General features: G+C 57.3%; 21 protein-coding genes. 6 read left to right on the forward strand and 15 right to left on the reverse strand.

All coding sequences use genetic code 11. The features are described 5' to 3' along the window. Positions 1–127: 127 nt before the first annotated feature. Complete coding sequence (locus A3OW_RS0120005) at positions 128–907, forward strand: pentapeptide repeat-containing protein (RefSeq protein WP_020565237.1); 780 nt, start codon at positions 128–130, stop codon at positions 905–907. Between the two features lie 266 nt (positions 908–1173). Beyond that, a complete protein-coding gene (locus tag A3OW_RS0120010; RefSeq protein ID WP_020565238.1) occupies positions 1174–1680 on the forward strand; it encodes a DUF3455 domain-containing protein in 507 nt (168 codons plus the stop codon). Here the strand turns inward: A3OW_RS0120010 and A3OW_RS0120015 are convergent. From A3OW_RS0120015 to arsC, 5 genes are read right to left on the reverse strand one after another with little or no spacing between them, the layout of a single operon-like run. Then, the gene (locus A3OW_RS0120015) at positions 1675–2601 is read right to left on the reverse strand and encodes a ketopantoate reductase family protein (RefSeq protein WP_020565239.1); all 927 of its coding nucleotides are present in this window, start codon (positions 2599–2601) and stop codon (positions 1675–1677) included. The genes A3OW_RS0120010 and A3OW_RS0120015 overlap by 6 nt on opposite strands. Then, positions 2594–3292 (reverse strand): DnaA regulatory inactivator Hda, encoded by a 699-nt coding sequence (gene hda, locus A3OW_RS0120020; protein WP_033412899.1) that lies wholly within the window; start codon positions 3290–3292, stop codon positions 2594–2596. Before hda ends, A3OW_RS0120015 begins: the two co-directional genes overlap by 8 nt. Before the next feature lie 5 nt (positions 3293–3297). Continuing rightward, a complete protein-coding gene (locus A3OW_RS0120025; RefSeq protein WP_020565241.1) occupies positions 3298–3651 on the reverse strand; it encodes a DUF2069 domain-containing protein in 354 nt (117 codons plus the stop codon). Between the two features lie 4 nt (positions 3652–3655). Then, positions 3656–4252 (reverse strand): NAD(P)H:quinone oxidoreductase, encoded by a 597-nt coding sequence (gene wrbA / locus A3OW_RS0120030; protein WP_020565242.1) that lies wholly within the window; start codon positions 4250–4252, stop codon positions 3656–3658. Positions 4253–4279: 27 nt separating this feature from the next. Then, positions 4280–4627 (reverse strand): arsenate reductase (glutaredoxin), encoded by a 348-nt coding sequence (arsC, locus tag A3OW_RS0120035; RefSeq protein ID WP_020565243.1) that lies wholly within the window; start codon positions 4625–4627, stop codon positions 4280–4282. 356 nt (positions 4628–4983) lie between these two features. Between arsC and ubiA the strand changes: the two genes are divergently transcribed. Beyond that, complete coding sequence (gene ubiA, locus A3OW_RS0120045) at positions 4984–5853, forward strand: 4-hydroxybenzoate octaprenyltransferase (protein WP_026223757.1); 870 nt, start codon at positions 4984–4986, stop codon at positions 5851–5853. Positions 5854–6009: 156 nt separating this feature from the next. Here the strand turns inward: ubiA and fchA are convergent, their stop codons facing one another. Both fchA and cysS read right to left on the reverse strand, forming a co-directional pair. After that, positions 6010–6639 carry a methenyltetrahydrofolate cyclohydrolase gene (gene fchA, locus A3OW_RS0120050; protein ID WP_020565246.1) on the reverse strand — a complete coding sequence of 210 codons (630 nt, stop codon included), beginning with the start codon at positions 6637–6639 and terminating at the stop codon, positions 6010–6012. A gap of 88 nt (positions 6640–6727) precedes the next feature. Further along, complete coding sequence (cysS, locus tag A3OW_RS0120055) at positions 6728–8167, reverse strand: cysteine--tRNA ligase (protein WP_020565247.1); 1440 nt, start codon at positions 8165–8167, stop codon at positions 6728–6730. Positions 8168–8388: 221 nt separating this feature from the next. On the opposite strand from cysS, the gene A3OW_RS0120060 reads away from it, so the two are divergent. After that, complete coding sequence (locus tag A3OW_RS0120060; RefSeq protein WP_408605658.1) at positions 8389–8901, forward strand: peptidylprolyl isomerase; 513 nt, start codon at positions 8389–8391, stop codon at positions 8899–8901. Between the two features lie 168 nt (positions 8902–9069). Here A3OW_RS0120060 and A3OW_RS26645 read toward each other — a convergent pair whose 3' ends face one another. Further along, positions 9070–10014: a GGDEF domain-containing protein gene (locus tag A3OW_RS26645; protein ID WP_020565249.1), complete on the reverse strand. Its 945-nt coding sequence runs from the start codon at positions 10012–10014 to the stop codon at positions 9070–9072. A 345-nt stretch (positions 10015–10359) separates the two neighbouring features. On the opposite strand from A3OW_RS26645, the gene A3OW_RS0120070 reads away from it, so the two are divergent. Continuing rightward, positions 10360–11472, forward strand: a complete 1113-nt coding sequence (locus tag A3OW_RS0120070; protein WP_020565250.1) for a hypothetical protein — start codon at positions 10360–10362, stop codon at positions 11470–11472. A gap of 85 nt (positions 11473–11557) precedes the next feature. Here the strand turns inward: A3OW_RS0120070 and A3OW_RS0120075 are convergent, their stop codons facing one another. The 7 genes from A3OW_RS0120075 to dksA form a co-directional block, all read right to left on the reverse strand. Then, positions 11558–12019 carry a nucleoside deaminase gene (locus tag A3OW_RS0120075; RefSeq protein WP_020565251.1) on the reverse strand — a complete coding sequence of 154 codons (462 nt, stop codon included), beginning with the start codon at positions 12017–12019 and terminating at the stop codon, positions 11558–11560. A gap of 271 nt (positions 12020–12290) precedes the next feature. Continuing rightward, positions 12291–13514 (reverse strand): fibronectin type III domain-containing protein, encoded by a 1224-nt coding sequence (locus tag A3OW_RS0120080; protein WP_020565252.1) that lies wholly within the window; start codon positions 13512–13514, stop codon positions 12291–12293. Between the two features lie 413 nt (positions 13515–13927). Continuing rightward, entirely contained in the window at positions 13928–14788 is an 861-nt protein-coding gene (gene asd, locus A3OW_RS0120085; protein WP_020565253.1) for an archaetidylserine decarboxylase, read from the reverse strand. 99 nt (positions 14789–14887) lie between these two features. Next, positions 14888–15277, reverse strand: a complete 390-nt coding sequence (gene queF / locus A3OW_RS0120090; RefSeq protein WP_020565254.1) for a preQ(1) synthase — start codon at positions 15275–15277, stop codon at positions 14888–14890. A gap of 176 nt (positions 15278–15453) precedes the next feature. Continuing rightward, complete coding sequence (acs, locus tag A3OW_RS0120095) at positions 15454–17403, reverse strand: acetate--CoA ligase (RefSeq protein ID WP_020565255.1); 1950 nt, start codon at positions 17401–17403, stop codon at positions 15454–15456. Next, the gene (gene gluQRS / locus A3OW_RS0120100; RefSeq protein WP_020565256.1) at positions 17369–18355 is read right to left on the reverse strand and encodes a tRNA glutamyl-Q(34) synthetase GluQRS; all 987 of its coding nucleotides are present in this window, start codon (positions 18353–18355) and stop codon (positions 17369–17371) included. The genes acs and gluQRS overlap by 35 nt, the downstream gene beginning before the upstream one ends. 9 nt (positions 18356–18364) lie before the next feature. Continuing rightward, a complete protein-coding gene (dksA, locus tag A3OW_RS0120105; protein WP_020565257.1) occupies positions 18365–18793 on the reverse strand; it encodes an RNA polymerase-binding protein DksA in 429 nt (142 codons plus the stop codon). A 109-nt stretch (positions 18794–18902) separates the two neighbouring features. Between dksA and A3OW_RS0120110 the strand changes: the two genes are divergently transcribed. After that, complete coding sequence (locus A3OW_RS0120110; RefSeq protein ID WP_020565258.1) at positions 18903–20069, forward strand: pyridoxal phosphate-dependent aminotransferase; 1167 nt, start codon at positions 18903–18905, stop codon at positions 20067–20069.

The following is a 20069-nucleotide window of genomic DNA, read 5'->3' on the forward strand; positions in this document are numbered from 1 at the left end:
AATTGTCCTCCTCGCTCCTTCAAGAGAAGACCGTTGGAGTTTTGTCCGCCTCAAGTTGCAATACCGTTCAATTGAGGTTAGAGTGCGGGACAAACGAATATCGAAGACTTTATTTAAGGAGTTTGCCATGAGAAAAATCCGGAAGGGCTGGCTGGGCTTGTGGGCGGTGCTGGTGAGCGGCTGGGTGCTGGCGGCCGATCTCGACCGCTCGCAAGTCGAACAGCGTCTGGCCCAGGCGGAAAAAGACCGTCCCGCCGATTTGCGCCGCAAGGATCTGACCGATCTCGATTTATCCGGCCTGGATTTCAGGAACGCCGATTTATGGGGTTCGGACCTGCGCCGGTCGAATCTGAGCCGGAGCGACTTGTCGGGACTGAATCTGGATTTGACAGTGATGACCAAGATCAATCTCTCCGGAGCCAATCTGGCCAACACCAGCATCTTCGGCGTCAGCATGATGGGGGCCGATTTGAGCCATGCCAATCTTAGAGGAAGCCGGTTCATCGCCAATCTGGACCGGGCCAACCTGAGCCATGCCGACCTGTCTCGTGCCGTTTGGGGCGCGGATATGAAAAATCAGCCGATGGGGTTGATGCGGGTCAGCCTGAACAGCGTCAATCTGTCGGAAGCCGATTTGAGCGATGCCAATCTCAACCGCGCGCTGTTGCGCCACGCCAATCTGTCGGGAAGTCTGCTGAAAAATACGGTTTTATCCGGAGCCGATCTGTCGGGCGCCGATCTGAGCCGGGCCGATTTGACCGGCGCCGATTTGTCCGACACCAAACTCGAAGACGCGAATTTTACCGGAGCGAATCTCGCCGGCGCGCACTTTAGCGGCATCAAGGACAAATCGAGCATCAAAGGGCTCTCCGAGGCCAGGAATCTGGAGTCGGCGATATTCGATTGAAGTAGCGCGGAACGGCGCCTTCCGGCTTCGGAAGTGGTTTCACCAGGAATTAAGAAAGCTCTGGATAAGTACCCTCACCCCGGTCCTCTCTCAGTGGAGAGGGTCGTAAAATCTCCCTTTTCTCGCAGGAGAGGGTTGAGGTGAGGGGAATCAATAAAGTAAGACATTGATAGCCCCTCTCCCTGCCCTCTCTCGGGGAGAGGGTTCTGTATTGATTTTTACGACAGCCTCGGGAGAGGGAGGTTTTTCGACGACGAGAAACGAACATGAACGATAAAACTTTACTTTTTCTTGCCTTGTTTTTCTGTGCCGCTATTGCCGAAGCGGCGGCGCCCCAGCAGATACAGCCCCCCGCCGGACAAAAGGAGGTGCTGACGGTTCATGCCGAAGGCGATCAGATTTACCAGTGCGCAACAGTTAAGGACGGCTATGCCTGGACCCTGAAGGCTCCCGACGCCCGGCTGTACGACGACCGGAGCCGTATTGTCGGCAATCATTACGCAGGTCCCGTCTGGGAATACCAGGATGGCAGCCAAGTCGCCGGACGCGTGCTGAAAAAACTGGATATGACGCCCGCTTCGGCGATTCCCTGGCTGCTGCTGGAAGCGGCCGCGCATAAAGGCCAGGGAGTGTTGGCGAAGGTGGATTTCATCAATCGAGTCCATACGAAAGGCGGCCTGGCTCCCGACTCTGGCTGCGACGCCAATCATCCCGGCGCGGAGAAACGCGTTCCCTATACGGCGGATTATGTCTTTTACGCGAAAGCGCTATGAGAGAGCTCTTTGCAGTTCTCTGAGCTTCATCAGCGCATAGATCGATTCCAGATACGGCGCCGCAACGCCCGCCCGCCGCCCGGCGCGCAGCGCATTGCCCAGAATGGCTTCGGTTTCCAGCGGGCGGCCCTGTTCGTAATCGATCAGCATGCTGGTCTTGTAAGCCGGCATGGTCCGGGTACTGTCGATGTGGTTGTCGACGATCCGTTCGGGAAGGGGATGGCCAAGCGCTGCGGCAATGCGGCAGACGTCCTCCATGATATGCCGTACGAAGGGTTCCTGGGAGGCCAGAATGGCCGAAGTCGGCAGCCCTCCCGATAAGACCGACAGCGGGTTGAAAGGCGCATTCCAGACGCATTTTTTCCAGCGCTCGGTGACGACGTCCGCGCTCGCGAGGCATTCGATGCCGGCCCGGCCGAACAAATCGTTAAGCTCACGGGTTTTGGTGCTGACCGGTCCGTTTACAGAACCCAGCGTAAGCCGCCCGTAGGCCAGATGCGCCAGTCTGCCGGGACCAATCCGGTTGCAGCAGATGAAAGCCAGGCCGCTGATGAGTTCATTGTCCGGAAAAGCCTCCTGTATTTCCCGTTCGATGTCCACGCCGTTCTGAATCAGCACGATCGCCGTCTTCGGCGACACGGCCTCGCGGATCAAGGCCGCTCTGTCCAGGTTGGGGATCACTTTGGTGCAGAGCAGGAGGCAATCGGCTTCTTCCCGAAACTCGCTCGCGTGCCGGAAGACTCCGGCAGGCGCAAATCGCCAGGTTCCGAGATCTTGGCTGTGAATCGTGAAGCCGTTCAGTTTGACGGTATCGTAATCGGAGCGGCAGACGACGGCGACGTCCGCACCCGCTTTCGCCAGCAGTGCGCCGTAAAAACCGCCGATGGCTCCGGCGCCGACGACCAGTATTTTCTTAACCATGGCCGATGCCGAGCACTTGTTTCAAAAACGGCACGGTCAATTTGCGCCGGGCCGACAGGGAGGCCAGATCGAGTTTGTCGAGCGCGTTCCAGAGCGAAGCCAGGTCTCGCTCGGTATGGGTCAATAAAAACCGTCCCGCTTGCGGAGAAATTTCCAGCCCCCTCTGCCGGGCTTTAAAGATCAACGCGGCCATGCGATCGTCGTCGTCGAGCGGTTGTATTTTTAAACCGAGCCCCCAGTTGAGGCGGGTTTTCAAATCGGGTAGCTCAATGCCGAGCGAAGAAGGCGCCAGCGCGGAGGAAACGATCAGTTTATGATTCAGATCGCGATGCCGGTTGAAAAAATTAAAAAAGGCGATTTCCCAGGCCGGCCGGCCGGCAATCGACTCGATATTGTCGAAGCAGACCAGGTCGTAGCGCTCCAGCCCGCCGAGCATTTGCGGATCGAAGCTTCCGGCCGGGGTCAAATCGAGATAGAACGATGCAAGTTCCAAATGCTGCGCTTCGTGGCAGCAGGCCTGCAATAGATGGCTTTTGCCTTCGCCGGTTTTTCCCCAGAGATAAATAAAGGGCTCTCCGGTGCCTGCGATGCACCGCCGCAAATGCTCGATCAGCTCGAGGTTGGCGCCTGGAAAGAAATCGTTGAAGGTTTGATTGGCCCGGAACTCGAAATGCAGCGGCAGTTGTTCCATCGGAATCACGGCGTTTTTCCTGCGAAGCGAATGTACAGCGAAGAGCCGAAAAAGAGCAACAGGCTGAAAACGATCTCCAGGCCGGCATAAAGGCGCTCGTCCGCATCGGCATAGGCTTCCTGCGCGCCATGGATAAAATACGGCAGGCTGAGATAGGCCATCCAGGCGCAGCTTTTTCGATTTCCCGCCAGGAAGCCCCGCATCGGCAGGAGCAGCGGGGTGACTCCGATCAATAAGACCAGCGCCACCGGAAACCGCGCCGATGGCGCAAGAACTGTATGCCAGAGCATCAGCAAGGCAAACAGCCCGAAAAAACCGGCCAGGGCGGCCCAACGATAATAAACGGGTTTGATGGTCATGAACTTATCGACGTCCGGCTTTCAAGGCTTCGGCCGTTTTCGCCAGCCTGAGGCCGAAGGCCCGGCACAAGGTTTTTTCTTCTTCGCTGATGGCGTCGTTGTTCAACGACAGACGGCTGGGACCGTACGGGGTGCCGCCCGAAGTCGTTTCCCGCAAATGACGTTCGGAATAGGGCAAGCCCAGGATGACCATGCCGTGATGCATCAAGGGCAGCATCATCGAGAGCAGAGTGCTTTCCTGGCCGCCGTGCATACTGCCGGTCGAGGTGAAGACGCCGGCGGGCTTGCCGGACAGAGCGCCGGAGAACCACAGTTCCGTGGTGCCGTCGATGAAATATTTCAACGGCGCCGCCATGTTGCCGAAATGGGTGGGGCTGCCCAAAGCCAGGCCGTCGCAGAGCTTCAAATCGTCCAGCGTCGCGTAGACGGCGCCTTGATCCGGAATCGAAGGCGCCGTCTTTTCGCAGACCGGGGAAATCTCCGGAACGGTCCGGAGCAGGGCTTCGGCTCCGGCTTGAGCTTCCACGCCGCGGGCGATATGATGGGCCATTTCGGCGGTGGTGCCGTGGCGGGAATAATAGAGAATCAGAATCCTGGTCATGGATGCGTTTCGATCGGCGATCCGGTTTTATAAAATCGGGAGCACGGCTTCCGGAGGACGGCCGACGGCGGCTTTACCGTTGGCCAGAACGATCGGCCGCTCGATCAGGATCGGATGCTTGACCATGCTGTTGATCAGCGATTTCCGGTCGAGCGAAGGATTGTCGAGACCGCTTTCTTCGTAAACGGCTTCTTTTTTGCGCATCAGATCGCGCGGCTCCATGCCCAGTTTTTGCAGAATCTCTTCCAGTTCCTGTGCGCTGGGCGGCGTTTTCAGATATTCGACGATTTCCGGCTCGATGCCGCGGTCCTTGAGCAATTGCAAAGTTTCCCGCGACTTGCTGCAGCGCGGATTATGATAAATGGTTACCGTCATGACGACCTCCCGTGAGCGCGAACGCTCGCTGAATCAAAAAAGCTATAATAGCATTTCCCGGTAAGAACTCACCTCTGGAATCACGGCTCAATACCTATCATTTTGCTCAATTTGTTCGTCATACCGGCAGGGAATGCCGGTATCCAGTCCACAGGGAGGTGCTGAAACTTTGTCATCCCTGACCTCTGGGTTCCGGCAGTCCGTGCCGGAACGACGGATTGGAAAAACTGATAGGTGCTAAGGGAATCACGGTAAGAGCCGCATTTTCCTGCTTGCTCGGTGCGGACGGGATCAGGGAGCCGGATGAGTCTTTGTTTTTCAATTTCAATATAGGTGCAATTTTCGTGACAACGACAATGACGAGAGACCGCTTCTTCGACCGAGCCAAGCAGTATTGGCTGTTGGCGCGTTTTGACCGGCCCATCGGTACGCTGATTCTCTTATGGCCGACTTTGTGGGCATTGTGGCTGGCCGGTCTGGGCAAGCCCGATGGGCTGGTGTTGACCGTTTTTTGCCTGGGCGTGATCCTGATGCGAGCGGCCGGTTGCGTGATCAACGACTACGCCGACCGGGAGTTCGACCCCCATGTCCAACGCACCCAGCTTCGGCCTCTGGTCGCAGGGCGGGTTGCTCCGAAGGAAGCCCTGGCCTTGTTCGCCGTCCTGTGTTTGACCGCATTCGGACTGGTCTTGCTGCTGAACGCGTATACGATTCTGCTGTCGTTCGTCGGCGCCTTTCTGGCCGCCAGCTATCCGTTCATGAAGCGCTTCACGCACTGGCCGCAGGCGTATCTCGGCATCGCTTTCGGCTGGGCGGTGCCGATGGCCTACGCCGCGCAAACCGGCGCCATTCCGGCCGTGGCCTGGGTGCTGTATCTGGCCGTGGTGTTGTGGGCGCTGATCTACGACACGATGTATGCGATGGTGGATCGGGAGGACGATCTCAAAATCGGCGTGAAATCCACCGCGATTCTGTTCGGCCGCCACGACCGCCTTATCATTGCCCTGCTGCAGATTGTGATGCTGATCCTGTTGGTCCTTGTGGGGCAAATGCAGCATCTGGGCGGCCCATATTACGGGGGGCTGCTGGCGGCGTCCGGATTGGCCTGTTATCAGCAGAAACTGATTTTCCGGCGGGACAGGGACGATTGCTTCAAGGCCTTCCTTAACAACAATTGGTTCGGCCTGGCGATTTTTGTCGGCATTGCTCTGGATTACTGGGTTTAGGCCGGGGAGCGTTATTATGATTGCCGCCTTCCCGCGAGACGCACTCTCCTGCAGAAAGGATTCGTGTACCTCATGCGCAGGTAGGGGCGAATTCATTCGCCTACCGCCGTGCGCGGATTCAAAACGTCGGGCTCGACGCTTTTTTAAAAGGCCGGGTTAAAGCTTGGCTTTGACAATGCCATAGATTTCTTCGACGGCCCCCTCCGCGCCTTGCAGCAGGGCTTCCAGTTCGGCCAGTTTCGATTCGGCCAAGCTTCTGTCCTTCAGGCTGCCCGCGTTGATGTAGACGTTGAGCGCCGCGCTTTTCAAGCCCGCATACGCGGCCATCGCGGCGACTCCGGCGTCGCTGATCACGCCCGGATTGCCTTTTTCGGCGGCGATCCGGCTGAGCGCGACGGCTTCGGCGCAGAGTCCGGCGCACGCCAGAGGCACTTCGGTCGCTTCTTTTAGTGCGGCCTGGATCGCTTCGCTGCGCGCCGCCTTCTGTTCGTCTTTTTCTTTGGGCAGGCCGTAGGCGGCCATCAGGCGGTCGAAGACGTCGACGTCGGCCTGGATCATCGCCGTCAGCCGTTCCCGCAGACTTTCGGATTTTGCCAGCAGGGCTTGCATGTCGGCTTCGACTTCGGCGAATTTGGGCTTGCCGACGGTCAGGTTGCAGACCATGCTGGTTAAAGCGGCCGATTGCGCGCCCATCAGCGCGGCCGCGCTGCCGCCGCCCGGCGTCGGCGCCTTGCTGGCCAGTTCGTCCAAAAATATTTGCAGCGGTTTGTCTTTGATTTCGGTCATTGATGAAAACGGATTGGAAAGTATGGATGCTTGATTAAAGACAGAAAGGTGCGCGGTACCCTGAAGGGCATAAACCCGCACCCTCCGCTCAGGCGCGCCGCCAGCTCGTGGTGCCGTTCGGGGCGTCTTCGAGAAGGATGCCCTGCTGTTTCAGTTCGTCGCGGATTTTGTCGGCGGTCGCCCAGTCCTTGGCTTTTTTGGCATCGAGGCGGAGCTGGATTTGTTGTTCGATCCATTCGCTGCTCGAGCCAGTCCTTGATCCTGTTGCTTCAACCGTTTCAGTATAAGACTCGGTTATATTCGCAGTAGCCTGGATTGTGCCTTTCAACCAAGCCTCGGGATCATCCTGCAACATCCCCAGCAAGCCTCCGAGTAATTTCAGCTCGGCCGCCAGTTCGCCGGCCTTGGCCGGATCGTTCTGTTTGGTTTTGTTCAGCTCTCGGGCCAGGTCGAACAAAACGGCGATCGCGACCGGCGTATTGAAATCGTCGTCCATCGCTTCCTTGAAGCGCGCTCCGTAACCGGAAGCGGCAGGAGCCGCCGCGGCATGGACTCCGCGCAAGGCGGTATACAGCCGGTCCAGCCCGGCCTTGGCGTCGTTCAATTGCTCGTCCGAGTAATTCAGCGGGCTGCGATAATGGCTGGACAATATGAAAAAACGGATGATCTCAGGCCGGTAGCGCTTCAGCACTTCGCGCACGGTGAAAAAGTTGCCGAGCGATTTCGACATCTTTTCCTCATTGACCCGAACGAAGCCGTTGTGCATCCAGAGATTGACGAACGGCTCGCCGGTTGCGCCCTCGGACTGAGCGATCTCGTTTTCGTGATGCGGAAACTGGAGGTCCATGCCGCCGCCGTGAATGTCGAAATGGTTGCCGAGGCAGCCCGTCGACATCGCCGAGCATTCGATGTGCCAGCCGGGACGTCCCGGCCCCCAGGGCGACTCCCAGGACGGCTCGCCGGGTTTGGCTGTTTTCCACAGCACGAAATCCAGCGCATTGCGCTTGGCCGGATCGACCTCGACGCGTTCGCCCGCCTGCAGATCGTCGATGTTTTTTCCCGAAAGACGTCCGTACTTTGTGAACCTGGCCACCGAATAGTAGACGTCGCCGTTGCCGCCGACATAGGCATAACCTTTGGCGAGCAAGGCTTCGATCATCGCAACGATTTCGGCGATCGACTGCGTCGCCCTGGGCTCGAGGTCCGGCGGCAGGACGTTCAGCGCCCGCTCGTCTTCGTGCATGGCGTCGATGAAACGTGCGGTCAATTGCCGGAAGTCTTCTCCGTTTTCGTTGGCGCGCTGAATGATTTTATCGTCGATGTCGGTGATGTTCCGGACGTAGGTGAGTTCGTAGCCGGAATAACGGAAATGGCGCGCCACCGTGTCGAACACCACCATGACCCGGGCGTGGCCGACATGGCAATAATCGTAGACCGTCATTCCGCAAACGTACATGCCGACTTTGCCCGCGACCCGGGGCGTGAAGGATTCTTTCTGACGCGTAAGCGTGTTATGGATTTTCAACATGATGATGGTCAGTAAAGCGTTCGCGTGGTTAAATCGGTGCCGGATGATGGAAAGGATTGGTCGGCGGAACGCTACAATTTACCAAGCACGCTCTTCTCTTTCAAGATAAAACCGCCTAAAATTTGCCGTTTGCATCAACCTCAAGGAAAACCATGCGCTTACCGATTCTGTTCATGATGCTGTTTTTAACCACAACACTTTCATTCGCAAAGGAAAATAAAATGTCCGACACTTCTCCCAAGGTCAAACTAACCACTTCGCTCGGCGCCATCGTCATTCAATTGAATGCCGAAAAAGCGCCTGTTTCCACGGCCAATTTCCTGCAATACGTGAATGAAGGATTCTACAACGGCACCATTTTTCACCGCGTCATCAAGGACTTCATGGCGCAAGGCGGCGGCTTCGATACCGGCTTCAAGCAAAAGGCGACGCACGATCCGATCAAGAACGAAGCCGATAACGGACTGACCAACAAACGCGGCAGCATCGCAATGGCCCGCACGCCCGATCCCAATTCGGCCACCGCGCAATTTTTCATCAATTACCGCGACAATGCCTTCCTGAACCACACCAGCCCGACTCCCAGCGGCTGGGGCTATGCCGTCTTCGGCGAAGTCGTGGAAGGCATGGACGTGGTCGACGCCATGGCGAACCAGCCGACCGGCAACCGCGGCGGACATCAGGACGTGCCCAAAACCGATATCGTGATCGAAAAAGCGGAAGTCGTAAAATAAGACGCTTCGATTAAAGCAGGATTCGAAAACACCGATCGGGCCGATCTCCGGCTTTCCGATTTCGAACGGATGAGGAGGCGGCTGGTGGGCCCGATGCTTACGGATTTCGAAATCCTCCTTATCCGCTTCGGGATGGGCCGGCCTTCGCCGTTGATATCTTTCGGCCGTCTAGCCGGTTTTATCGTGGTCTTTGTGCAATCGCTTCCTGCCGGCCGAGCGATTGGGTCTGTCTTCCCGATGCTCCTCCAGGGCCTGCTCTGAATTTTTTGCTTCATACAGTGCGTCGTCGGCCATTTTGACAAGATGTTCAAGAGACGGATGATTCTTGTACTCGATTACGCCAAGGCCGATGGTGACTTTCATGGGAAGGCCGAAGTCGAGCCGTTCAATCTTCCGCCTTATCGTTTCGGCCAACTGCCTGGCCTCGTTAAGATCCGTTTCCGGACACAAGACCAGAAATTCTTCGCCGCCCCAGCGTCCTGCCGTGTCGGGCGTTCGGATCGTATCGGCCACCGCACGGGCGATATGTTTCAGGATGCGATCGCCTTCAGTATGGCCGAACAAATCGTTGATCGTCTTGAAATGATCGACGTCCAGCATGATCACGGCAAATTTTGAGCGGTACCGCCGGGCTTTGGCGCTTTCCCTGGCAAACACGTCGTTCAGAAAGTGGCGATTGGCAATGCCCGTCAGGGGATCGGTATTCGAGATTTGTTCCAGCTCCTTGTTCAAATGTTCGAGTCTGGATTGATATCGGTTGATGACGTACTCGCGCAGCACCAATAATAGACCGAGGATGGCGACGGCGAATTTCCAGGTTTGAATCCCGTCGCCCTTGGCTTCGAATGCGGCCGGAAACCATTGGTTCGGAATGGGCAATGGGTCTCCTTCGCCAAGCGATGCTGCGGTCTCGTCGATGGCGCTCGGACGGATGCGATCGAGCCCTTGCAGAAAGGCGAGCTCTTGCGGGTCAAGCGGTAATGACGAGGAGAGGCATGCAAGAACGGACCGGCTCTGGCGGGGCATCGGACTGCTGTCGATCGATGAAAGGGCAGGTGCCGCCAAAAGAGGCAGGGACAAAGCAAAACTCAACGTTATTCCCTTGATCATCATAATCAAACTTTGCCTCTGAATGTGGTTTTGAAAGAAACCGATCCTTCATCCGTGTTAAGGGTAGATCACCGAGAAATGGTGACGGTTTGAATCATACCGTCTCGGGGCCATAATCGATATGGCCCGAATGGGTAGGCTGCACTTCGGCATCCGGTTTACTATGGCGAAACCGGATCGATCATGGCTCAAATCCAGGGCATTAAAGTGAAGAGCTTGGGGAATTTTCGGAAGGGAAGGCGAGATTGAATTTCTGGATCAAGTTACGGACTCTTGTTGTCGAATAAAAGGAAATTCTCAGGCTGACGGGATTATCCTTATTTCCGGCTTATTTAAAGGAATCAGGTGATGAAGACGATCGGATATTTTCAATTGCTGGCAATGTTGCTGTTCTGGATGGGCGTGCCGAATGTTTACGGCGATGCCTACCATTTAAAATCGTGCCGGTCTTTTTATGGACGTCCGCACGATTTGAAGCTGCAACGCCCGCCGCAGCGGGTGCTGCTGGTGCCGCTGCTGAGCAGGGATCCTCATACGAACGAAAGCCCGAGATGGTCCGAGCAGCCTGCCCGTGCGATCAAAGCGTTTTATCGTCGGCGGTTCGGGGCGTCCGTCATGCAATTGCGCAATATCTGGAGCTGGACCGATTATTATCAGCAGGTGGCGCGGTTGATCGAAACGACGGCTCCCTTCGACCGGCTTATTTTTATCAGCCACGGCGGCTTCGACGGCCCCGTGCTCAAAAACGCCGTGTACCGGCAGGATTATCGGATCAATGACGGGAAGGGCCAGTTGCTGCAATATTCCGAAGCGCAGCCGGGGCTCAGGAACGTGCTGACCATCACCTATGATACCCAAAAAAATGCCCGGTTCAGCGATTTTATGGCGCTACGTCATCAGGAATTGGCCGAGATGAAAACGGACGACATCCGGCAATTATTGAAAGGAATGGAAAAAAAATTGCAGCCTCTGGATCAGGGCTGCTTTCAGACGTATTGCGCTCCGAATAAGCTGGCCGGCAGTCCGGACGAGGTTCGCCGGCAGCGTCTCGAGATTTGCGAGGTCGTCTGCCGGGAACCTCTGTTCGAGTTCAAGACTTCGGCCGAGCTGTCCGAAGAACGGTTTCTGCATTTCGCCCATACCCTGCGCTCGCTGGTGACTTCCGACGGCCTTGTTTTTTTCGGGGCCTGTAATCCGGGCAGTGCCGCTCCGCCGGAACCGGAAAAAGCTCCGGAGAAGGACGAAACGGAACTGCTGATCCAGTCTTCCCTGGCGGGAGGGCCGTATCGGAGTTACGTTCATCTGGTCAGCGCGGCGACCGGCCGGATCAGTGCCGGACCGATAGGGCAAAGCAGCGCCGAAGACATTATTCATCGTCTCATTCTGTTCGAGAGCGATCGTCCCCAACGCTATTTATGCATTGCGGCGCCCGAGGCGTTGCAGGCGAACGGGGAAAAATAACGGTCGCGGGAAACGCGGAGCGGAGGCCGGCTTCCGGCCTGTGATGGGCGGCCGGAATGTCCATGAGCCGGACCGCTTGTCCAGGTCATACCCCGATGTCTTCGTTCCAGAGCGCCGGGTTGTCCGCAATAAACCGTTTCATCATGCCGATGCATCGCTCGTCCTGGAGGACCTCGACGACGACTCCGCGACTCCGCAACAGCGCTTCTTCCCCCATGAAAGTGACATTTTCGCCGACGACAACGCGCGGTATGCGGTAAAGCAGAATCGCTCCCGAACACATGGCGCAGGGCGACAGCGTTGTATACAGGACGCTTTGCGCATAAACGGAGGCGGATTGCCTGCCGGCATTTTCGAACGCATCCATTTCTCCGTGCAGAATAGCGCTGCCCCGCTGTACTCTGCGGTTATACCCCCTCCCGATAATCCGGTCTTGATGCACGAGTACGGAACCGATGGGAATGCCGCCTTCGGCAAGCCCTGCTTCCGCTTCGGCCAGGGCTGCCAGGAGAAAGGGATCTTGAGAGACGGGAGAGTTTTCGGCCATGGGAATTTATAAAAATGGAAGGAGAGTCATTAGGATAACACGATAAAGACACGGATATGAGAGTAATCCATGTGCAAGATAAAGCGTGTACCCGTAACCATCGTGCACCGGGCTGAACGAGTCTTGCCGCCTGCCGATGAGGCGGTTCCTCGGGCAAAAGGCAATTGGGTGCGGTACCGCTTGCGCCGGAACCCGGCAAGATCGAGAAAAAGAAGTTCGTCTCTCTCCCAACCTTGCCGTTGAGGGCAGTTCCCGGCAACCCGGCGACGGCCTAGGGTGAAGAGAATACGCTGTTGAAAAAGTCTATGACCTGCTGTCCCATCAACTGCTTGCCCGAGGTATTGGCATGGCAGCCGTCGCTTATGGTTTGGCTTGGATAGGCCAGAGGTCCCACGTTCGGCCCGGTCAGCGCCTTGCCGTTGGCGACGAGCTGGCTGGCGAGGCCGGCCATGCGCGATTGTCCGCCGATGCCTGCGATACTGCATTCGTGGGAAGACGGCGTATAGCTGGGCTGGGCGGAAACGTAAACGGTAACGCCCGGTATTCGGCGTTTGATTTCATTCAAGACCTTGAGTGCGTTGTCGTAGGTTTCGCTGGCGGCATCCTTGGAGACGGCGCACAGTTCCCACCAAATGGTTTTGGTCGGTTGAGCATTATAAGCCTTCTGGAATTCCGACCAATAAGAGCTGGTTGCGTTGGAAAGGTTTTTAGCCCAGACGTACACGCCGCCGCCGTCGTAAACGGGCACGGGATTCCAGAAAATCGTGTCGCCGAGCGCGATGGCGCCTTCAGCGGCATGCATGGTCATCGAGCAGCCCAGGTAGCCTACTGTCGCATCGGCGGAACTGCCGCGCGTGGTTGCAAAAATATTGGCGGACTTCGCGCTGGTTTCGCCGGTCGCATTGTAAGCGGAGACGTTGTATTTATAAACCGTGGCGGATTTCAGCCCGACATCCGTAAAAGACGGCTCGGCAACCGTAGCGATTTGGACGTCGTTGCGGTAGACGTCATAGCCGGTGACGCCTTGGGTGTCGGTAGAGGCTGCCCAGGACAGATCGATTTCGGACGATGAGGCCGGAGTAGCCGAAAGCCCGTCCGGAATGGTCGGACCGCTTGGGGTATCGGGCGAGGCGCCCTGCGTTACTCCGATTACCGTCTTGGACGGGGCTGAATTATTGCCCGCCGCGTCGTAAGCGGAGACCGTATAGCCGTAAGTGGTGCCGGCGGCCAGTCCGCTATCGGAAAACGAGGTCTCGGTAACATTGGCAATCTGGGTTTTGTTTCGATAAATCTTGTAGCCTTTGACGCCGACCTGATCGGTGGCCGTCTTCCAGGAAAGATCGATCTCCGCAGAAGACGTGGCGCTGACGGTGAGTCCGCCGGGAACCGTCGGGGCAGTGGTATCTTTTGACGAGGGCCGGACAGCGGCTTGTGGCGCGATGCCGCCGATCAATAATACGGCGGCGATGAAAGGAATTAAGGGTTTTGACTTCATAAACTTTACCTTATCTGGATGACTGCCGGGGCACTGGTCAGTGTAGGGGTATAAAAAGCGCCCGCACAGGCGGTCAGGGGTGAACTACAAATGGATGCGTCGGAAATCAACGCAGCTTGGCTCGCCCTTTGAAGAACAGAGCGATGACTTTACTTTACAAGATGAAATTTAAGGGGGGCTTAAATTCCCACAAAATATCCGGCTTCCAGGCAGAACCGTGCCGAATGGAAAGAGAAGGGAATGGCTAATTGATCCGTTTGCCGGATAACCGCTGCAACGGAGACACTGAACGGAAAACCCGATTCTGTCGAGTTCCTGCAAGTTTGGAGATCGGCAGCAGAAAGGCTTTAACTCAAAGGCGAGGATGCGGATAAGCGGCCAGGGCGTGAATTCGTGTAACCGGCGCCCGGCGCTCAAGCCAGCGTCGTGCCGATGGGTTCTCCCAGTTGGACCGCCTTGTCGGCCTTGAAATCTTCCCGCCACTGCGCCCTGTCCTTGCCGAACAGGACGATAATCGTCGACCCCATGTTGAAACGGCCCATTTCTTCGCCGATTTTCAAGGTGGGCGCATCGGCGCCGTATTGCCAGGTTCGTACCGATTGAACGGTGGGCGGAGTCACCACGCCGTGCCAGACGGTTTCGACGCTGGAAACGAAAATGGCGCCGACCAGCACCAGCGCCATTGGGCCTGCCTCGGTATCGAAAATGGCGGCCACCCGCTCGTTGCGGGCGAACAGGCCGGGCACCGAGTTTGTCGTCGCGGCGTTGACGCTGAACAGCCGGCCCGGAACGTGCACCATTTCCCGCAAGGTGCCGGTCAGCGGCATGTGCAGCCGGTGATAGTCTTTCGGCGACAGATAAATAGTGGCGAAGATGCCGTCCTCGAACGGCCGGGCGCGCTCCGGACTGCCGCCAAGCAGGCTGGCCGCGGTAAAACTTTTGCCCTTGGCCTGGAAAATGTCGCCGCCGGTGATGCGCCCGGCCTGGCTGACGGCACCGTCGGCAGGACAGGCGATCGCATTTTTGGCGTCGGTCAGCGGCCTGACGCCGGGTTTCAGTTCGCGGGTGAAAAAATGGTTGAAGCTTTTATACGCATCGACGTCCCGTTCCGCCGCTTCCTCCATGTTGACGCCATAGTGGCGGATGATCTGCTGGATGAACAGATTTTTCCAGGCCTTGTTTTCGCAGTGGGTCAGATGGCTCATCAGACTGGAAAGACCGTGATGAGGCAATAGGTATTGAGGCAGTGTGGTCAGGGCTTCTTTCAGATTCATCGAGACTTCTTTTAATGGATTGTGTTACCGCTCCGGAACGCCGCCGCCATTCAGGAGCGGTTGTTTCAGGGTCTGAGATTGGATTGTGGAGAGCTTGAATCAGGGCAGTACGACCTGTTCCGGCGCCTGCCATTCGCTGTTTTTATGCTCAGCGACGACGGTGGTGTAGATGCCGCCGCGGACGTTGAAGACGGCGCGGACCCGCATGAACTTGGGCTCGATGGCTTTTACCAGGTCGTCCAGGATGAAGTTGGTGACGGCTTCGTGAAAGGCGCCCTGGTTGCGGAACGACCACATATAGAGCTTGAGCGCTTTCAATTCGATGCAGTATTCGGAAGGCACGTATTCGATATGGATCGTCGCAAAATCCGGCTGCCCCGTTTTCGGGCAAAGGCAGGTGAATTCCGGAATGTCGATGCGGATGGTGTAATCCCGGCCGGGTTGCGGGTTGACGAAGGTTTCGAGTTCTTTGCTGGGTACGGTGGTCATGTCGAAAAATAAATTTACAAGGAGTAGGGTATTTTATCAGTTATTCGGTTCGATGCCATCTGTGACAAGTCGGGCACTCGCCGGAAAAAGCCCGTTTAAGTCGTGGCTCGCCTCCGGTTGGCCATCCGCTGCGGAGTTCCGGTAAGGACTTTGTCATCCGGCGGTCTTGCTTCAGCTTATCCTTGATCCTTTTTTTTGGCGCGATGATCGATGATGTCCTTGACCACCGAAGGGTCGGCCAGGGTCGAGATATCGCCGAGGCTGTCGATCTCATCGGCGGCCACCTTGCGCAGAATGCGGCGCATGATTTTGCCCGAGCGGGTTTTCGGCAGGCCCCGCGCCCATTGGATGATGTCCGGATGGGCAATCGGGCCGATCTCTTTCCGCACCAGTTCGACCAATTCTTGCCTCAACTGTTCCGTGGGTTCGACGCCCGCGTTGAGCGTGACGTAGGCGTAAATGCCCTGGCCCTTGATCGCGTGCGGATAGCCGACCACGGCGGCTTCGGCGACCTGTTCGTGAAGCACGAGCGCGCTTTCGATTTCCGCCGTTCCCATGCGGTGGCCGGAGACGTTGATGACGTCGTCGATGCGGCCGGTGATCCAGTAATAGCCATCGGCGTCGCGTCGGGCGCCGTCGCCGGTGAAATAATGGCCGGGGAAGTTTTTGAAATAGGTGTCGATGAAGCGCTGGTGGTCGCCGAATACGCTGCGCGCCTGACCCGGCCACGAGCGGCTGATGACCAGGATGCCCTCGGCGATGCCTTCCTGGATGGCGCCGGTATTGTCCACGATGTCGGGCAGGATGCCGAAAAAGGGCAGGGTGGCCGAGCCCGGTTTCAGCGGCGTCACGCCGGGCAGAGGCGTGATCAGAATGCCGCCGGTTTCGGTTTGCCACCAGGTATCCATGACCGGGCAGCGGCCGTTGCCGACGACGTGATAATACCACTCCCAGGCTTCCGGGTTGATCGGTTCGCCGACGCTGCCCAACAGTCTCAGACTGCTGCGCGAGGTACGGGCGACAAAGTCGTCCCCTTGCGCCATCAACGCGCGGATCGCGGTCGGCGCGGTATAAAAAATGCTGACCCGGTGCTTGTCGATGATTTGCCAGAACCGGCTGGCGTCGGGATACGTCGGCACGCCTTCGAACATCAGAGTCGTGGCGCCGTTGCAGAGCGGCCCGTAAATCGTATAGCTGTGGCCGGTAATCCAGCCGATGTCGGCGGTGCACCAGTAAACGTCGCCGTCGTGATAATCGAACACGTATTTATGGGTCATCGCGGCATACAACAGATAGCCGCCGGTAGTGTGCAACACGCCTTTGGGTTTTCCGGTGGAGCCGGAAGTATAGAGAATGAACAGCGGATCTTCGGCATCCATCGCTTCCGGCGGGCACTCGTCGTCGGCGTTCGCCATTGCCTCGTGATACCAGAGATCCCGGCTTTCCTGCCAGTCGACGGCGCCGCCCGTGTGCCGGATGACGACGATTTTTTCGAGTCCCGGGCAGTCCTTTGCCGCTTTGTCGACGTTGGCTTTGATCGGGATGGTTTTGCCGCCGCGGTAGCCTTCGTCGGCGCAGACCAGGAAGCGGCAGTCCGCGTCGAGGATGCGGTCTTTCAGCGATTCGGCAGAAAAGCCCCCGAACACGACCGAATGGACCGCGCCGATGCGGGTGCAGGCAAGCATCACCGCGGCCGCTTCCGGGATCATCGGCAGATAGAGGCAGACCCGGTCGCCTTTGCGAACGCCTTGCGCTTTCAACACATTGGCGAAGCGGCAGACTTCCCGATGCAGCTCGCGGTAAGTGATTTTTTTCTGTTGCGAAGGATCATCGCCTTCCCAGAGGAGGGCGGCCTGATCGCCGCGGCGTTCCAGATGCCGGTCCAGGCAGTTGAAGCTGACGTTCAGTTGGCCGCCATCGAACCAGCGGATGTGGCCGCTCGTAAAGTCGCAGTCCATGACACGGTTCCATTCCCGGCTCCAGTCGAGAAAATGCCGGGCCTGCTCGGCCCAGAACGTTTCCGGGTCGGCGACCGATTGCCGGTACAAGGTCCGGTAAGCCTCTCCGGAGAGATGGGAATGGGCCGCTGTTTCAGGGGTTACCGGGTAAAGTTTGATGTCCGACATGGGCGTGTCCTGAGTGGGATGAAGAGTGAGGGCTTCCGGTATTCGACAAGTTTTCGGGCCGGATGGTGCGGGAATTTCTCAAAGGTTCGGGATTCCAGTGGCCGATGGCCCAGTCGAGAAGCTCCGTGGGCGGCGCCCCTCTCAGTTCGTCCGGTGGTCTTTGCCTTAACAAGCCCAGCAACTGGAACAGAACCGTTTCAGGCTCGGTTAAAGCGACCGCCTCCGCCAGCGTCTGCTTGCTCAGTTTGCGGCCGTCGCGGTCGACAATGACCGGCACGTGCCTATAGCCGGGACTGGAGAAGCCGAGTATCTGCTGCAGAAAAATCTGCTTGGGCGTTTCCTGGAGCAGGTCGAAACCGCGCACGACTTCGGTGATCCCTTGCCTGGCGTCGTCGACAACCACGGCGAATTGATAGGCAATGATTTGATCCCGGCGCTTGATGATGAAATCGCCGTGTTGTTCGGCCAGCCGGTGCGAGATCGTGCCCTGGAGTTGGTCCTCAAACGTGACGATGCGGGGATCGGTTTTGATGCGCAGCGAGTAGGGGCTTGTCGCCGGATGGCGCTGGTTTCTGCAGAGTCCGGGATAAACGTCTCCCGCCGCCGGTTCGGCATGGAGCGCGGTCAGCGATTTTCGGGTGCAGGTGCAGGGATAAGCCAGTCCGTCTTGTTGCAACTGATGCAACAGATGTTCGTATTCGGCCAGATGCCGGCTTTGGTAGTCGGCCTCATCGTCCCAGTGCAGTCCGTAGGTATCCAGCGTGGCCAAAATGCCGTCGGAGGCGTCCGGCGCATTCCGGGGCGTATCGAGATCGTCGATGCGCAGCAGCCATTGGCCCTGTTGCGAGCGGGCCTGAAGATAGCCGGCCAGAGCCGTAGATAAGGAGCCGAGGTGCAAAGGCCCGGTAGGCGAGGGGGCAAACCGGCCGATATAGGATGGCTGTTCCGGCACGGCCTGGCTTTAGCCCATCTGTTTTTCCCGAATTTCGTCGAGAGTTTTGCAGTCGATGCACAACGTGGCGGTCGGTCTGGCTTCCAGGCGCCGAATGCCGATATCGATGCCGCACGATTCGCAATAACCGTAACCGCCGGTTTCGATTTCTTTCAGTGCTTCCTCGATTTTCTTGATCAGGCGGCGTTCGCGGTCGCGCGTTCTCAATTCCAGGCTGAATTCGGACTCCTGCGTGGCTCGATCGTTGGGGTCGGGAAAGTTGGCCGCATCGTCCTGCATGTGGTGAACCGTACGGTCCACTTCTTTCATCAATTCGGCTTTCCAGTTTTTCAGAATCGTCTCAAAATGTTTTAGTTGAGCCTCGTTCATGTATTCTTCGCCTTCTTTCTCAACATAGGGCGTAAAACTGAAAGGCGACACGTTGGAACTGTCGGACATCCATTAACTCCTAAAAACTAGATGAATAAAACCCTACATTTTTAGCAGAATACTAACCTATTGGCAAGAATTATTGGTATCATTCTCGTTTTTTGCGGGTGACAGGATCATGAGAGAACGAGTGGCCAGGCGTACCATCGGCATTTCTCCGTTTTATGTTATGGAATTGCTGCGTCGTGCCAAGGAACTGGAGGCGCAGGGAAGGGACATCATTCATATGGAAATCGGCGAACCGGATTTCGCGGCTCCCAGGGCGATTGTCGAGGCCAGCGTCAAGCATGTTCTGACCGGCGAAGTCAAATACACTTCGGCCGCCGGATTGCCCGAGCTTCGCGAAAAAATCGCCGCTTTCTACCGGCGGCGCTACGGTCTTGACGTGCCCGCGCGCCGCATTTTCGTGACGCCGGGCGCGAGCGGCGCTTTCCTGTTGGCTTTGGGGGCGAGTCTGAATCCGGGCGAAGAAGTATTAATGTCCGATCCTTGTTATCCCTGCAACAGCAATTTCGTGCGGTTGTTCGACGGCACGACCCGAACCGTTCCGGTCGATGCCGCTACCTGTTACCAGTTGACGGCCGGCCTGATTCGCCGGCACTGGAACGAAAACACCAAAGGAGCGTTGATCGCCTCGCCGTCCAATCCGACCGGAACCCTGATTCCGCGCGATGAATTGGCCGAGGCGGTGCGGACGGTCAATGCGCTGGGCGGCTGTTTCTATTCCGACGAGATTTATCACGGGCTGGTGTACAGCGACCAGGCCGCCTCGGCGCTCGAATTCAGCGACGAGGTGTTCGTTATCAACAGTTTTTCCAAGTATTTCGGGATGACCGGCTGGCGAATCGGCTGGCTGATCGTGCCGGACGAGTTTGTCGAGGCGGCCGAGAAGCTGGCGCAGAATATTTTTATCGCCACTTCCAGCGATGCTCAGTATGCCGCATTGGCGGCGTTCGACGAAGCGACTCTCGCCGAGCTCGAGCAAAGGCGCCGGGAATTCGAAGCAAGAAGGAATTTTCTGTACGAGGCCTTGCTCGGTTTGGGTTTTGCCATACCGGTGAAACCGGAAGGGGCTTTTTATATTTATGCGGACTGCTCGAAATTCACCGACGACAGTTTTCGCTTCGCGATGGAACTGCTGGAAGCGGAAGGCGTGGCGGTGACTCCGGGCCGGGATTTCGGAACTCACAATGCGCATCATGCCTTGCGTTTCGCTTATACCACGTCGATCGAGCGCATGGCCGAGGCGATGCAGCGTCTTCAACGATTTATCGATACGAGGTGA

It is taken from the genome of Methylosarcina fibrata AML-C10 (genome assembly GCF_000372865.1).
Classification (GTDB): Bacteria; Pseudomonadota; Gammaproteobacteria; order Methylococcales; family Methylomonadaceae; genus Methylosarcina; species Methylosarcina fibrata.

What these genes read in the sequence shown, in the direction of transcription:
- A3OW_RS0120025 (WP_020565241.1), bottom strand. Translation starts at nt 3,651, where the DNA reads ATGACCATCAAACCCGTTTATTATCGTTGGGCCGCCCTGGCCGGTTTT.
- A3OW_RS0120060 (WP_408605658.1), top strand. Translation starts at nt 8,389, where the DNA reads ATGTCCGACACTTCTCCCAAGGTCAAACTAACCACTTCGCTCGGCGCC.
- A3OW_RS0120110 (WP_020565258.1), top strand. Translation starts at nt 18,903, where the DNA reads ATGAGAGAACGAGTGGCCAGGCGTACCATCGGCATTTCTCCGTTTTAT.
- A3OW_RS0120075 (WP_020565251.1), bottom strand. Translation starts at nt 12,019, where the DNA reads ATGGCCGAAAACTCTCCCGTCTCTCAAGATCCCTTTCTCCTGGCAGCC.
- queF (WP_020565254.1), bottom strand. Translation starts at nt 15,277, where the DNA reads ATGACCACCGTACCCAGCAAAGAACTCGAAACCTTCGTCAACCCGCAA.
- arsC (WP_020565243.1), bottom strand. Translation starts at nt 4,627, where the DNA reads ATGACGGTAACCATTTATCATAATCCGCGCTGCAGCAAGTCGCGGGAA.
- fchA (WP_020565246.1), bottom strand. Translation starts at nt 6,639, where the DNA reads ATGACCGAAATCAAAGACAAACCGCTGCAAATATTTTTGGACGAACTG.
- acs (WP_020565255.1), bottom strand. Translation starts at nt 17,403, where the DNA reads ATGTCGGACATCAAACTTTACCCGGTAACCCCTGAAACAGCGGCCCAT.
- A3OW_RS0120015 (WP_020565239.1), bottom strand. Translation starts at nt 2,601, where the DNA reads ATGGTTAAGAAAATACTGGTCGTCGGCGCCGGAGCCATCGGCGGTTTT.
- A3OW_RS0120005 (WP_020565237.1), top strand. Translation starts at nt 128, where the DNA reads ATGAGAAAAATCCGGAAGGGCTGGCTGGGCTTGTGGGCGGTGCTGGTG.
- dksA (WP_020565257.1), bottom strand. Translation starts at nt 18,793, where the DNA reads ATGTCCGACAGTTCCAACGTGTCGCCTTTCAGTTTTACGCCCTATGTT.
- wrbA (WP_020565242.1), bottom strand. Translation starts at nt 4,252, where the DNA reads ATGACCAGGATTCTGATTCTCTATTATTCCCGCCACGGCACCACCGCC.
- A3OW_RS0120080 (WP_020565252.1), bottom strand. Translation starts at nt 13,514, where the DNA reads ATGAAGTCAAAACCCTTAATTCCTTTCATCGCCGCCGTATTATTGATC.
- A3OW_RS0120070 (WP_020565250.1), top strand. Translation starts at nt 10,360, where the DNA reads ATGAAGACGATCGGATATTTTCAATTGCTGGCAATGTTGCTGTTCTGG.
- hda (WP_033412899.1), bottom strand. Translation starts at nt 3,292, where the DNA reads ATGGAACAACTGCCGCTGCATTTCGAGTTCCGGGCCAATCAAACCTTC.
- ubiA (WP_026223757.1), top strand. Translation starts at nt 4,984, where the DNA reads ATGACGAGAGACCGCTTCTTCGACCGAGCCAAGCAGTATTGGCTGTTG.
- A3OW_RS0120010 (WP_020565238.1), top strand. Translation starts at nt 1,174, where the DNA reads ATGAACGATAAAACTTTACTTTTTCTTGCCTTGTTTTTCTGTGCCGCT.
- asd (WP_020565253.1), bottom strand. Translation starts at nt 14,788, where the DNA reads ATGAATCTGAAAGAAGCCCTGACCACACTGCCTCAATACCTATTGCCT.
- A3OW_RS26645 (WP_020565249.1), bottom strand. Translation starts at nt 10,014, where the DNA reads ATGATGATCAAGGGAATAACGTTGAGTTTTGCTTTGTCCCTGCCTCTT.
- cysS (WP_020565247.1), bottom strand. Translation starts at nt 8,167, where the DNA reads ATGTTGAAAATCCATAACACGCTTACGCGTCAGAAAGAATCCTTCACG.